The sequence below is a fragment of the Pedobacter sp. KBW06 genome, assembly GCF_003852525.1.
GTDB lineage: Bacteria > Bacteroidota > Bacteroidia > Sphingobacteriales > Sphingobacteriaceae > Pedobacter.
Map to the genome: position 1 here is coordinate 908,681 of NZ_QAJL01000003.1, position 12,405 is coordinate 921,085.

At 41.4% G+C, this 12,405-nt stretch carries 15 protein-coding genes; 7 read left to right on the top strand and 8 right to left on the bottom strand.

The genetic code is table 11. From position 1 onward, the window contains the following. Nucleotides 1-16: 16 nt before the first annotated feature. Both DBR43_RS18540 and DBR43_RS18545 read right to left on the bottom strand, forming a co-directional pair. Nucleotides 17-904, bottom strand: coding sequence for a mechanosensitive ion channel family protein (locus tag DBR43_RS18540; RefSeq protein ID WP_124583490.1), 888 nt, complete (start codon nt 902-904; stop codon nt 17-19). Between the two features lie 112 nt (nt 905-1,016). After that, nucleotides 1,017-1,769: an SDR family NAD(P)-dependent oxidoreductase gene (locus DBR43_RS18545; RefSeq protein WP_124583492.1), complete on the bottom strand. Its 753-nt coding sequence runs from the start codon at nt 1,767-1,769 to the stop codon at nt 1,017-1,019. A 142-nt stretch (nt 1,770-1,911) separates the two neighbouring features. Here DBR43_RS18545 and DBR43_RS18550 point away from each other — a divergent pair, with 142 nt between their 5' ends. From DBR43_RS18550 to DBR43_RS18565, 4 genes are all read left to right on the top strand, one after another. After that, the gene (locus tag DBR43_RS18550; RefSeq protein ID WP_124583494.1) at nt 1,912-2,289 is read left to right on the top strand and encodes a winged helix-turn-helix transcriptional regulator; all 378 of its coding nucleotides are present in this window, start codon (nt 1,912-1,914) and stop codon (nt 2,287-2,289) included. Between the two features lie 25 nt (nt 2,290-2,314). Continuing rightward, nucleotides 2,315-2,695 (top strand): VOC family protein, encoded by a 381-nt coding sequence (locus DBR43_RS18555; RefSeq protein WP_124583496.1) that lies wholly within the window; start codon nt 2,315-2,317, stop codon nt 2,693-2,695. 134 nt (nt 2,696-2,829) lie between these two features. After that, entirely contained in the window at nt 2,830-4,959 is a 2,130-nt protein-coding gene (gene rnr / locus DBR43_RS18560; protein ID WP_124583498.1) for a ribonuclease R, read from the top strand. 37 nt (nt 4,960-4,996) lie between these two features. Then, complete coding sequence (locus tag DBR43_RS18565; protein WP_124583500.1) at nt 4,997-5,965, top strand: polyprenyl synthetase family protein; 969 nt, start codon at nt 4,997-4,999, stop codon at nt 5,963-5,965. Nucleotides 5,966-6,015: 50 nt separating this feature from the next. Here DBR43_RS18565 and DBR43_RS18570 read toward each other — a convergent pair whose 3' ends face one another. After that, on the bottom strand, nt 6,016-6,978 hold the full coding sequence (locus DBR43_RS18570) for a response regulator (protein WP_158622546.1): 963 nt from the start codon (nt 6,976-6,978) through the stop codon (nt 6,016-6,018). A gap of 207 nt (nt 6,979-7,185) precedes the next feature. Between DBR43_RS18570 and DBR43_RS18575 the strand changes: the two genes are divergently transcribed. Then, on the top strand, nt 7,186-7,551 hold the full coding sequence (locus DBR43_RS18575) for a helix-turn-helix domain-containing protein (protein WP_124583504.1): 366 nt from the start codon (nt 7,186-7,188) through the stop codon (nt 7,549-7,551). Nucleotides 7,552-7,607: 56 nt separating this feature from the next. Here DBR43_RS18575 and rpmA read toward each other — a convergent pair whose 3' ends face one another. The 4 genes from rpmA to DBR43_RS18595 form a co-directional block, all read right to left on the bottom strand. Beyond that, nucleotides 7,608-8,033 (bottom strand): 50S ribosomal protein L27, encoded by a 426-nt coding sequence (gene rpmA / locus DBR43_RS18580; RefSeq protein WP_124583506.1) that lies wholly within the window; start codon nt 8,031-8,033, stop codon nt 7,608-7,610. A 59-nt stretch (nt 8,034-8,092) separates the two neighbouring features. Further along, the gene (gene rplU / locus DBR43_RS18585) at nt 8,093-8,404 is read right to left on the bottom strand and encodes a 50S ribosomal protein L21 (RefSeq protein WP_074605730.1); all 312 of its coding nucleotides are present in this window, start codon (nt 8,402-8,404) and stop codon (nt 8,093-8,095) included. 83 nt (nt 8,405-8,487) lie between these two features. After that, nucleotides 8,488-9,000, bottom strand: a complete 513-nt coding sequence (locus DBR43_RS18590) for a hypothetical protein (RefSeq protein ID WP_124583508.1) — start codon at nt 8,998-9,000, stop codon at nt 8,488-8,490. Between the two features lie 38 nt (nt 9,001-9,038). Beyond that, on the bottom strand, nt 9,039-10,424 hold the full coding sequence (locus DBR43_RS18595) for a dicarboxylate/amino acid:cation symporter (RefSeq protein ID WP_124583510.1): 1,386 nt from the start codon (nt 10,422-10,424) through the stop codon (nt 9,039-9,041). Nucleotides 10,425-10,574: 150 nt separating this feature from the next. Between DBR43_RS18595 and DBR43_RS18600 the strand changes: the two genes are divergently transcribed. Both DBR43_RS18600 and DBR43_RS18605 read left to right on the top strand, forming a co-directional pair. After that, complete coding sequence (locus DBR43_RS18600; protein WP_074605733.1) at nt 10,575-11,072, top strand: RNA polymerase sigma factor; 498 nt, start codon at nt 10,575-10,577, stop codon at nt 11,070-11,072. Continuing rightward, the gene (locus tag DBR43_RS18605) at nt 11,059-11,658 is read left to right on the top strand and encodes a hypothetical protein (RefSeq protein WP_124583513.1); all 600 of its coding nucleotides are present in this window, start codon (nt 11,059-11,061) and stop codon (nt 11,656-11,658) included. Before DBR43_RS18600 ends, DBR43_RS18605 begins: the two co-directional genes overlap by 14 nt. 158 nt (nt 11,659-11,816) lie before the next feature. Here DBR43_RS18605 and DBR43_RS18610 read toward each other — a convergent pair whose 3' ends face one another. Beyond that, nucleotides 11,817-12,266, bottom strand: coding sequence for a nuclear transport factor 2 family protein (locus DBR43_RS18610; protein ID WP_158622547.1), 450 nt, complete (start codon nt 12,264-12,266; stop codon nt 11,817-11,819). Between the last annotated feature and the right edge of the window lie 139 nt (nt 12,267-12,405).

Genomic DNA, 12,405 nt, shown 5'->3' on the forward strand with positions numbered 1-12,405 from the left:
CCGGTGTTCATTAATATTAATGGATTTCCATTTCATCCTGCCCCGCAGCAAGGCGCAATAAAGCGGTATTGAGCAAACGTCTGACTACCCTTTCTTTTACTTTATCGTAATGTTTTAACAGTACCATTACTTTAAAAATGGCCGCATCCTTATTGATGGCAATGGTCTTTACCGACAATCCACCTTCCATCACGTTTTCTGTATTATTGGCAATCGCATTATTCAGATATTCTTCCAGAAAAGCGGGTGTATATCCATTTTTCAAAGGCATATCAAATTCAATGCTGAGCTTCTTTGTATTTTGTTTAGACTGGTTGATGATGACAGAGCTGAAGGCAACAGAATTCGGAATGATCACCATATCGCTGTCTTCATTCTGAAGGATCATATTGATCAGGGTAATGTCCAGGATCTTACCTTCATGCTCTCCCAAACGAATATGATCGCCCAGGGAAAGGCGATCGGAAAACATGATGATCAGACCATTGATCATATTGGCAATATAATCTTTAAACGTTACCGCCAATGCCGCAGCAACAATGGAAACACTAAAAATCAGATCTTTCGGATCGACATCAAAAAAAGAGGTAAATGCGATTGCAAAAACGATGGTATTCAGGATAGAAACGACTCTGTTGATTCCAAGAATAAAGTTATCCTTGATGTTCTTTTTTAGCTTGTGTTTTTTAATGTACCAGTAAATAACAATCAGCCGGAGTACAGAGATGATCAGACTTGGTCCTAAAAAGAGAATGGAAGTATCTGCAATTTTATCCAGCGTAGGAAATTCTGTATAAATCTCAGGATTAGTGGCGTAAAAATAGATCAACACTAAGCAAATGAATGCTTTGCCCAGGATCATTAGCAGTTCCTTCCCTGTTTGTCTTTCTTTGTCTTCTATCATTTTAAACTGGAGTTTTTATTAAAAAAGCCTCATTTCCTCCGGTAAAAGCAAAGGTACAAAATTCATGGTGTGATTTTATTCAGACAGAAAAACGTTCCGGGGGTATAAACGATCAAAAAGCGTAATGACGTCCTCCACCATCCACAACAGCCACCGTACCGGTGATGTATTTCGCCCTCGGAGACACCAGAAAAGTGGCGAGATTGGCGACATCCTGAGCTTCGCCGAAGTCCCCGAGAGGGATTTCCTGTTCCGCATAGGCTTTACGTTGTTCATCACTAAAGAAACGACGGATATTCTCGGTATCGATCAGACCTGGCTGTAAGCAATTGACCCGGATGCCATACTTCCCCAACGCTCCGGATAATTGCTTGGACCATACTGTTATCGCAGCCTTAGCAACAGCGGAAGCATTGATCGTCCTTAATTCATAGGTACTCGTGATGTTCAGGATGACACCCTGCCCACGCTCCATAAACTGGGGCAAAAGTTGTTGAGTGAGTTGCCGGTGGCGATCAAAATCCAGGGTCATCGAAGCTGCCCATTCTTCTTCCGCTCCGATCACATCTAAAGGACGACTGCGACCTGCGTTGTTGACCAGAATATCAACATGTCCGAGGCTGGACAATGCAGCGGCGGCGATCTTTTCAGGGGCATCAGCGGCAACGAAATCCTGGATAAAAGTAACTGGCTCTGTGCCACCAGCTTCTCTGATTTCGGCTTTCATACTGTTCAACAAATCTTCGTTTCTTGCGGTGGCAAAAACTTTTACTCCCTCCATAGCCAATTCTTTCGTGATTGCCCGTCCAAATCCCTGACTTGCGCCAGTCACAACTGCTGTTTTATCGTTTAAATAAAGATCCATAATTTTATGATTAAGGTGACCGCCTCCAGGACGATCCGGTTAAAAAAAATGTTTTTCAGAAATTCCTTTGTAAAAGTAGTCCGAAGCATCTAATTTTACCTGTGCTACAGCCAATTGTGCGGTACGAACAAACTTGTAAGTAATGGCAGCCCGAAAGAAAAACTCGACCTATACCCGTAATGAAGAACACATCATTGAATGTGACCTTACCTATGCTGTCAACAAAATCAACGGCAGATGGAAAATATTGATCATCAGCAAACTGGAATCCGGAAAGATGAGGTTCGGGGAGCTAAAGAAAGAGTTTCCCTATATGACGGAGCGCATGCTCACCTTACAGCTCCGGGCAATGGAACAGGATGGGCTTGTTAAACGCACAGTTTATGCAGAAATTCCTCCAAGGGTGGAATATGAACTCACAGAGATGGCATTGGCATTCGGGCCAATTTTCAAACAATTGAGTGAATGGGGAGGCAAGTACCGCCTTCCGGTTAAAGCAACGGTAGAAGGGGAAGGATAATGGTCTTTAATTAAAGCTTTTTACGATGAAACTAAATTTCGAAACCCTTATTATTTTTGTTCAGAATGTTGATCAGCTTAAACCATTTTACGTTGACATTTTAAAACTCGGCATTGTTGAAGAAATTAAATCGGAATGGTTGCTGCTGGAGGCAGGTCATTGCAAAATCGGATTGCACAAAATCGGCGATCAATATCTGGAGGCCGGTGCAGCAGCATTTAAATTTGACAACAACACTAAAGTTGTCTTTGAGGTTGAAGAAGACATTCATCAAATCCGGGAATACCTGCTCCGTGAAAAGGTGTTGATGAAAGAAATAAAAACCTTTGACAATTACGACTATTTACTTTGCGATGGAGAAGACCCGGAAGGGAATGTCTTTCAAATCAAACAAAGGAAGAAATAGCCGGCCTCCCCTCCCCTTATTTCCTGAATTCCGTACGCTACTGTCATTTCAAATCCCTCTTAAACACATTTAACTAGGGTTTCGGTCAGTTTTTCAGTTCAAATTGCTACCTTCGAAAGATTCATATCTATACTATGGCAAAAAATAAATCATCTCACTTAGAACTCGTTTTAATACAATTAATCAGCGATGTTCTGGAGAAAAGCAATAAAGAGGCTTTAAATTACAAACAAGTCTCGGCAAAATTAAACATTACAGATACCGCTTCGAAAGAAACGATCCTTGACATACTAAAACAACAAACCCGTAAAGGGGTATTTGCAGAACCTGAAAGAGGAAAGTTCCGCTTAAAGGACCTAAAGGTTTACCTTACAGGTAAAGTAGACATGACGGCTGATGGTTCAGCGTTCATCATTCCCGACGATGAGTTCGAGAAAGACGTTTTTGTCTCTTCCAGAAAGCTCCACAATGCCTTACATGGTGACAAGGTAAAAGTTTACATCTACGCTAAGAAAAGCGGACGTAAAAATGAAGGTGAAGTGGTGGAAATCATCGAACGCGCGAAAACCGACTTCATCGGGGTCATTAAAATTTCCGACCGTTTCGCTTTTGTCAACATCGACGACCGCAAAATGATGCAGGACATCTTTGTTCCTTTGAGTGACCTTAACGGCGCTAAAAACGGACAAAAAGTACAGGTCAGCATTACGGACTGGCCGGATGGAGCTAAAAACCCAATTGGTAAAATCATTGCGATCCTTGGTGAGCAGGGCGAGAACAATACAGAAATGAACGCCATCCTTGCGCAATACGGCTTCCCCCTAAGCTTCCCTCCGGAAGTGGAAAAAGAAGCCAATGCGATTCCTGAACAGGTTACTGAAGCAGAGATCAAAGGCCGTAAGGACTTCAGGGATACGGTAACATTTACCATTGACCCTGCGGATGCAAAAGATTTCGATGATGCGATTTCCTTCAAAAAACTGGAAAACGGAAATTATGAAATCGGCGTACACATTGCCGATGTTTCTCACTACGTGATCCCTAACTCTCCGCTGGACAAAGAAGCTTACGGAAGGGCGACTTCCGTATATCTCGTAGACAGGGTGATTCCCATGCTTCCTGAACGTCTGAGTAACGGCGTATGTTCATTGCGTCCTCATGAGGATAAATTGTGTTTCGCTGCAGTCTTTGAACTGGATGATAAAGCAAACATCATTACCGAATGGTTCGGAAGAACGGTGATCCATTCCAACAGACGGTTCAGCTATGAGGAAGCTCAGGAAGTGATTGAAACCAAAACCGGCGACCACGCCGAAGAAATCCTGAAATTAAACGAACTGGCCTATATTTTAAGGGACAGAAAGTTTAAAAACGGAGCGATCAGCTTTGAGAGCACGGAAGTGAAGTTCAAACTGGACGAAAGCGGAAAGCCGATTGGTGTCTTCGTTAAGGAGCGTAAAGATGCCCATAAACTGATTGAAGATTACATGTTGCTGGCCAATAAAAAGGTAGCAGAATTCATCGCCAAGAAAGGAAAAGGAAAACAGAAATACACCTTTATTTACCGTTCCCACGATTCGCCAAACCTGGAAAACCTGGGTAATTTCGCGCTCTTTGCCGCACGTTTCGGTTATAAGATCAATATGAAATCCGATAAGGACATTGCGAAATCACTGAACTACCTGATGGAAGATGTGGAAGGCAAAAAGGAACAGAATGTACTGACCCAGCTTGCCATCCGTTCCATGGCCAAAGCCGTGTATACGACGAAAAAAACCAGCCATTACGGATTGGCATTTGACCATTATACCCACTTTACCTCTCCAATCAGACGTTACCCTGATGTGATGGTACACCGCCTGCTTGCGGCTTACCTGAACAATGAAAAATCGGCCAATGCCGAAGAATATGAGGTAGCTGCATCCCACTCCTCTTCTATGGAAAAACGTGCTGCAGATGCAGAACGCGCTTCCATCAAATACAAACAGGCAGAATACCTGGAAGAAAACATCGGCAATACCTTCCTGGGGATTATCTCGGGAGTTACCGAATGGGGAATGTATGTGGAGCTGGTAGAAAACAAGTGTGAGGGCATGATTCGCCTGAGAGACTTATCAGACGATTTCTATGTACTTGACGAAAAAAATTACTGCATCATCGGACAGCGTAAAAAGAAAACTTACCAGCTGGGTGATGAAGTACAGGTAAAAGTCAAAAAAGTAGACCTTTCAAAAAGACAGATAGATTTTTCTTTAATACAATAATATAAAACAGATACTTCGGTAAACTCCATTGCAAAAAATGTATACTCCTGCCCAACTACAAGAAATCATAGAAAACGCAATTCAGAACGTTCAATATCCTTCACATCCTGAGCGGCTTTATCAGCCCATCAGTTATATCATGAGCCTGGGGGGCAAAAGAATAAGACCAGCATTGGTGCTGATGGCTGCTGATTTATTCGGGGCTGACCTTGATAAGGCCATTCCTGCAGCTTTGGCCATAGAAACCTTTCACAACTTCACGTTGATCCATGACGACATTATGGACAATGCTCCTTTGCGCAGGGGTAAACCAAGTGTACATGAAAAGTGGGGGGTAAACAATGCCATCCTGAGCGGTGATGTCATGATGGTAGAGTCCAATAAACACCTGTCGATGCTGGACACTGCAGTCCTGAAAGATGCCCTCAACACCTTCAACGCTACTGCACAGGGCGTATGCGAAGGTCAGCAGCTCGATATGGAGTTTGAAGAACGGGATTTCGTGAGCATTGAGGAATACATCAATATGATCCGCCTGAAAACAGCAGTATTGCTCGGTGGCGCTATGAAACTAGGTGCACAGGTGGCAGGTGCAACGGCAGAAGAAGCGGAACAGTTGTATCAGTTCGGAGAAAATATCGGAATTGCTTTCCAGCTTCAGGACGATATCCTGGATGTTTACGGTGATCCGGAAAAATTCGGAAAACAGGTTGGCGGAGACATCATTGCCAATAAAAAGACCTTACTCCTGCTCAAACTAAAAGAACTTGCCGGGGATTCAGACCTGCTGGAACTGGAGAAACAAAGTGTAAGTCAGGATTTTGAGGATAAGATCAGCAATACCACCCTATTGTATAACAAATACAACATCAGGGAACTGGCCACCACAGAAATGAGAAATTATTCTGAAAAAGCCTTCAATGCGCTGAGCGCTTTAGCGGTCCCTGAAGAACGCAAAAGGGAATTGATACTCCTATCTAACCAATTGATGAACAGAGAGCACTAGTCGCTTTAAAATCAGTCTGAAACAATATTGAGCAGCTATAAGGAGATCCGTTAATCTTCTAATAGCTGCTTTACTTTTTCAGAGGTCAGTGGTTTCACATAAAAGTCTTTTACACACAGGAAGGACTTTGCCCTCAATCGTTCTCTCGGATCAATTGAAGAGGAAACAATGACCACATCAATAAAGATATTGTGTTCTTCCATCATGTGCAGAAACTTCCAGCCGTCGATCTCCGGCATATGAAGGTCCAGGAGGATCAGGTCGGGATTGTTTTCCCTAATGTAACCCAATGCAATTTCCGGATCATCAAAAAGCGCAATTTTCTTATCGCTATGGTGTTTTTTAATCAACATCTGGTGCAGCCGGTTCGTGATCACATCATCATCCACCAACACAATGTGTTTATTGTCTCCCCGGTCGTTTAAAGCATCAAACAAATCCGTATTTTCCTGCTGGTGCAGCATGGAGTTGAGCATTTTAATGATTTCATCCAGTTTTAGCGCCTGCAGGTTGATGTCGCTCAGCAGCTGATTGATCTTCAGGATATCATAAGATTCCAGCGGATGATAATTGGTAATGGTAGAGAGACTTAAAATATTGGTGATGGGTGCCCTTAACTCATGAGAGGTGAGGTGTGAATACTCGCTCAGCATTTGCATTGGACCCAGGGTATCTGTATTGTTGATCAGGGTACAGATCACCTGATCTTCCTCCCCTTCTTTTGATAAAGGAGTGAAAATAATCTGTAGAAAAAGATCCGTTGATTTCTCTATTGCGAAGCGTTGCTCTATACTGAAACTGTGTCCCAGGAAGCATCTCGCCAGCAGGCTTTGAAAATTATTTCTGTATTTCTGAGCAATCATTTCCACAGCAGAATCCCCAATTTCGGGACTTTTAGCAAGGAAGCCACCAAGATCATGCTGGGACTCGATCTTGAAAAATGCAAGCTTGTAATTTTTATCTATCAGGAAAAATGAACTGTTTGCGCTTTCGCACATCCTTCTAATTGGCATGTTTGACCTCATTTATGCCATTAAATGAACATAAATCGGCATAAATACAATTTACCTGATATTCATTTCCTAGCTTTAGCATTAACATAATTAAACCTTATTTATTATAAACTGATACTTTGACGAACTTTATGGAGCTATAATTGCCTTACATTCAAAACAATTAACCCTCGAACTCATCACAAATCAACGAAATATATATTACTTATGCAAGAAATTCTATCAAAGAAGGATATTGGTGACAGGATAAAGGATTTACGATTAGAAAATGGCCTTTCCCAGTCATTTATAGCTGAAATACTAAATTTATCCCGAAGCAATTACTCCCAAATAGAACTTGGAAATCAATACCCCTCCTTCCATACTTTACATAGCATTGCCAGATATTATAGCAAGAGCTATGAATGGCTTTTGCATGGCATTAGCGGGACGCAAAATGAAGAACCGACAGTTAGGGTTGACCTGCTGATTAAAGACCTGGAAAGCACCTTAAAAAGTTTCACGAACTCATTGGCAAAACTGGAACAGGAACTGGTACAGATTAAGAACAAAAGAACAGAAGCTACCTCATAACCACAAAAAAAGGCCACAACATCAAGTCGTGGCCTTTTCTATATTTTAATATTGTACTATTCTGCCGGAGCTGCTTCTTCAGTTGCTTCAGATTTAGTCTCTTCAGCTTTAACTGCTTTCTTTGCAGGTGCTTTTTTAGCCGGTGCAGCTTCTTCTGTAGCTGGAGCAGCAGCTTTTGCAGCTTTAGCTACAGGTGCTTTTTTCTCTGCTACTTCTTCAGTAACTACCGGTAAAGGCAAGATAGAAACGTATGATTTGTTATCTTGTTTCTTTTTGAAGATTACGGTACCATCAACCAAAGCGAATAAAGTATGGTCTTTACCAATACCTACTCCTTTATCAGGATGATGTTTAGTACCACGCTGACGTACCAGAATGTTTCCGGCGATAGCTAACTGACCACCAAAAATTTTAATACCTAAGCGTTTACTATGCGATTCACGTCCGTTTCTCGAACTACCGGCTCCTTTTTTGTGTGCCATCTTGTTTTATATTTTACAAATCACCTGATATTCCGGCAATTTTTTTGTTTAACAACTAATTATAAACTGATACCAGAGATCTGGATTTTAGTGAAGTACTGGCGGTGACCATTTTTCTTTTTGTAACCTTTTCTACGTTTCTTTTTGAAAACGATTACTTTATCACCTTTTAAATGAGACACGATCTTAGCTGAAACCGTAGCACCTTTCAAAGTAGGAGCTCCTACTGTGATTTTACCACCATCTTCAACCAACAATACATTGTCAAATTCAATACTAGCGCCTTCATCTCCTTGCAAACGGTGTACAAAAAGGTGCTGGTCTTTTGCAACTTTGAATTGCTGTCCTGCTATATTTACTATTGCGTACATTGTTAAATAATTATTATTTTAAACTGTTTATTTTTTTATCGAGGTGCAAATATAGAATTAATTATTCTAAATCCATAACAGATTTATTTTTTCTTTCCATACCTTTCTTCTGCGTCATTGATGCTCTGTGACACAAGGGTTTTCATTTGCTCTGCCAGCCCTTTTAATTTCGGGATTTCTACGTAATCGGTCAGATAGACTACCTTTTTAGATTTCTTCTTATAATTGAACTGGATCACATAGCGCAATACTTTCGAAGAATCCAGGTTCGTTCCCTGGTTCGCAATGACCTCCGGAAAATTCCAGAAACCAATTTCTGCCGCTTTACTATGCAAATACAGCATGTCATTCGGCCGTAGTTTTACATTTGTTTTGATCACCGAGTCTTTCCCGTCCACGTACTGATAATCCCCTGTTTTAGAATTATAAGTGTTCTCCAGATTATTCCCTAAGCCCCATTTGAAATCAATAGATTCGAATTCTGTCGACTTAAACGGCGCATTACGAAACATTGGCGTGTAATAAATGACACAATAGGCCAGGAAAGGGACGACAATGGTTAATAATAGGAAGATTTTCTTCGCTTTGCTACTCATGTTATTTTATTGTTGTTAGTATATACTCTTTTTAAAGGCTAATCCAGGGGCTCTGAGAGCTCTCCCTCCCACTTACTCACTACCGCAGTAGCGATACTGTTTCCGATCACGTTAGTTGCTGATCTTCCCATATCCAGTAAAGGATCGATCCCGATCAGTAAGGCCAGGCCTGCTTCCGGAATATTGAAAGAAGCAATGGTACCTGCAATCACCACAAGGGACGCCCTTGGCACACCCGCAATTCCTTTACTCGTTAACATCAGGATCAGCAACATGGAAACCTGTTGCTCAAAAGACAAATGAATGCCATAAGACTGCGCAATGAATAAGGAAGCAAATGTCATATATAACATAGAACCATCCAGGTTAAAAGAATAACCCAGCGGCAATACAAAACTTACAATTTTCTCTTTACAACCGAAACGTTCCAGCTGAAGCATCGTTTTTGGATAAGCAGCTTCACTGCTTGCGGTACTGAAGGCTACCAGTACCGGCTCTTTCATTCTGTTCATCAGGTTAAACACCCTGCTTTTGAGAATGGTAAAACCGATAAAGATCAGCAGGATCCAGAGCAATAACATACTCGAATAGAACTCCCCGATAAACAGGGCATAGGTCGACAGGACAGTGAGTCCTTGTTTCGCCACAATAGCGGCCATCGCCCCAAACACCGCAAAAGGTGCAAAATTCATTACATATCCCGTAACCTTTAAGATCACATGTGCTACCGCGTCAAAGAATTTAATGATCACCTGTCCCTTTTCTCCGATCGCAGCCGTGGCTACCCCAAAGAATAAAGAGAAAACGACGATCTGCAGGATCTCATTGGTGGCCATGGCCTCCGTCATACTCTTGGGAACAATGTGAGAGATGAAATCTTTAAGTGATACCGCCACTTTATGAATCCCTGTATCTGCATTGCTCGGAGGCAAAGGCAGCTGCATCGCTTCACCTGGCTTAAATATATTCACCATGATCATTCCCAGTACCAGTGATAAAAGCGAGGCGCTCATGAACCATAACATGGTTTTTCCGCCAATCCTTCCAACAGCTTTGATGTCCCCAACTTTGGCCACCCCTACTACAAGCGTAGAGAAAACCAGGGGTGCAACGATCATTTTAATCAACCGAAGAAAGATATCACTTAATAAGGTAAGGGGTTCTAATTTTTTCTCTCTGACCTTTTCCGCTTCTACACGGGCTTTCTGGGCAGCAACCTTCTGAATGTTTAAATCCGCATACTGAACAACAGTGGTGTCTTTCAGGTTGTTTAATTTGACTTCTATCCCTTTTACTCTTATCTCTGCTTTGGTAATGTCTCCATTGTAGTCTTTAAATGAATTTACATTTAAATAATACCCGAGAGCGACCCCTAATATTAAGGCAAGAAAAATAAAAAATGTTAACCTGTTGTTCTTTGACATCGTAAGCTTTTAAAGTAATTGTACAGCCTGTAAAACTACAACAATTAAATTATTCTCTAAATATTATTGATAAAGGAACTAACTTTATACCTTGCATTTTGTAACAAATGGCCCCTGCCTATATCTAAACCAATAATAAAAAGACGCATATTGAAAGAGAAAGACCTGTTATTTAAACAAATCTTTGACACCAACTCCAAGAAAATATTCCACCTGTGCTACGGCTATACCGGGGATGAGGATTCGGCCAATGACCTGCTCCAGGAAACCTTTCTAAAGGTTTGGCAAAATCTGGACAAGTTCAGAAACAAGTCGCTGATTTCTACCTGGATTTACCGGATTGCCGTAAATACCTGCCTCACCTATTTAAGATCAGAAAAGCGACAGGCAAAAGATGAATTAACCGACAACATTATTGAAACGCGCCCTGAAGAATTTTCTGAGAAGAACGAACAGGTGGCCTTACTTTATAAGTCGATTTCTCAATTGGAAGAAAATGACCGTTTGATCATTACGATGGTACTGGATGAACTTCCTTACCATGAGATCGCCGAGATATCAGGGATTAGCGAAGGAAACCTAAGGGTAAAAATCCACCGCATTAAATTAAAACTTACAGAATTATACAATCAGCATGCAAGAATTTGATCATATACAATCGCTTTGGCAATCACATTCTGTAGAGGTGAAAATCTCTTCGGATGAAATGTTGGCACAGGCAAAAAAGGAAGTAAACTCCATTAGCAACCGATCGAGACTCAACATTGTGGGAATGGTAACCTCCTTTGTAGCTGTTGGAAGTCTGTGTTTTTTCATCGACTTTCTGTCCTGGACCACTTATGCAGGAATCATAATTGTGCTGCTGGCTATAGCCGCGCTTACCGTCATTTTAATTCAGGGACACCGCCTGATCTCCAGAAATGATTTCACCACACATCCCAATGAATTTCTGGTGAGCCTGAAACAATACCAGCTGAGCAGGTTTAGCCTTTACAACAAAATGTACTGGATCTATGCAGTTGCCCTCACCCTGGGTGTTGGACTTTACCTGATCGAAGTAGTGACTTATATGGCACTATGGGCACAGATTCTCATCGTCCTCTTCTCCTTCCTGTGGATGATCTTTTGCTCCACTTTAGTCCGCAAGGCGGTGATCAAAAAAGACAGGGAAAGAATCGCCCTGCTGATCGAAAAGTTCGAAAGACTTGGAAGTCAGTTCAAAACACAATCTTAAATCAGAAAAAACAAGTCATAAAAAAAGTCATCGTCCTAATCGGAGATGACTTTTTACTATTAACTAACCCAAATCTAATTCATCCGAACTTACATATGGATCATCCTGCTACAAATATACCTTCAATCATCCCCCTGCGATAGGCGAAAATCACCAATTTAGCGGTTTTCGTTAAATTTATTTACTTGAGTGACTTGCCAAAGTCCCTGCTCATTCTTTTCGATCGTCAGGAAATTACGTTGTAAAAAAGTAGGAAATTTAAAATCCACACGAACCATCACCACATTACCGCTGCTCGATAGCACTTCATAATCTGAATCGCAGTTAAGCTCTGTTGGTCCCATCTTTTTGTAGAAAGCCAATAAGTCAGATTTGCGTTGTTTCTGTGCCTTTCTTCCATTGCAAAAACTGACGAATGCATCCTCACTCATCACCTGGTCAAAAAGCTTCACATCCGTATGCAGATTTGCATCGATGTAAGCGCCGACTACATCAACTGGTTTACTGTTTATATTCTTCTTTGGGGGGTGGTCTTCAAAAGTCTTACCGAAGGCGAAAGTGCAGCCAATACATAGTATGGACAGGCACATTGTTAGCTTGTTTTTCATGAGCATTTGTTTTTTTAAGGTTGCGAACGATCATCAGAAATGGCCGTTTTTGAGCGCTTAACCGATGATGGTTTCATGAGACGTTTTTTTTATTAAAATTCAGTTAAATAACTGAATATCAATATGCTAAAAACACTTT

Excerpts from the sequence above, each read along its gene's own strand:
- rplU (WP_074605730.1), bottom strand. The coding sequence starts at position 8,404 with ATGTACGCAATAGTAAATATAGCAGGACAGCAATTCAAAGTTGCAAAA.
- DBR43_RS18570 (WP_158622546.1), bottom strand. The coding sequence starts at position 6,978 with ATGCCAATTAGAAGGATGTGCGAAAGCGCAAACAGTTCATTTTTCCTG.
- DBR43_RS18555 (WP_124583496.1), top strand. The coding sequence starts at position 2,315 with ATGAAACTAAATTTCGAAACCCTTATTATTTTTGTTCAGAATGTTGAT.
- rpmA (WP_124583506.1), bottom strand. The coding sequence starts at position 8,033 with ATGGCACACAAAAAAGGAGCCGGTAGTTCGAGAAACGGACGTGAATCG.
- DBR43_RS18590 (WP_124583508.1), bottom strand. The coding sequence starts at position 9,000 with ATGAGTAGCAAAGCGAAGAAAATCTTCCTATTATTAACCATTGTCGTC.
- DBR43_RS18575 (WP_124583504.1), top strand. The coding sequence starts at position 7,186 with ATGCAAGAAATTCTATCAAAGAAGGATATTGGTGACAGGATAAAGGAT.
- DBR43_RS18565 (WP_124583500.1), top strand. The coding sequence starts at position 4,997 with ATGTATACTCCTGCCCAACTACAAGAAATCATAGAAAACGCAATTCAG.
- DBR43_RS18610 (WP_158622547.1), bottom strand. The coding sequence starts at position 12,266 with ATGAAAAACAAGCTAACAATGTGCCTGTCCATACTATGTATTGGCTGC.
- DBR43_RS18545 (WP_124583492.1), bottom strand. The coding sequence starts at position 1,769 with ATGGATCTTTATTTAAACGATAAAACAGCAGTTGTGACTGGCGCAAGT.
- DBR43_RS18540 (WP_124583490.1), bottom strand. The coding sequence starts at position 904 with ATGATAGAAGACAAAGAAAGACAAACAGGGAAGGAACTGCTAATGATC.
- DBR43_RS18605 (WP_124583513.1), top strand. The coding sequence starts at position 11,059 with ATGCAAGAATTTGATCATATACAATCGCTTTGGCAATCACATTCTGTA.
- DBR43_RS18595 (WP_124583510.1), bottom strand. The coding sequence starts at position 10,424 with ATGTCAAAGAACAACAGGTTAACATTTTTTATTTTTCTTGCCTTAATA.
- DBR43_RS18550 (WP_124583494.1), top strand. The coding sequence starts at position 1,912 with ATGGCAGCCCGAAAGAAAAACTCGACCTATACCCGTAATGAAGAACAC.
- rnr (WP_124583498.1), top strand. The coding sequence starts at position 2,830 with ATGGCAAAAAATAAATCATCTCACTTAGAACTCGTTTTAATACAATTA.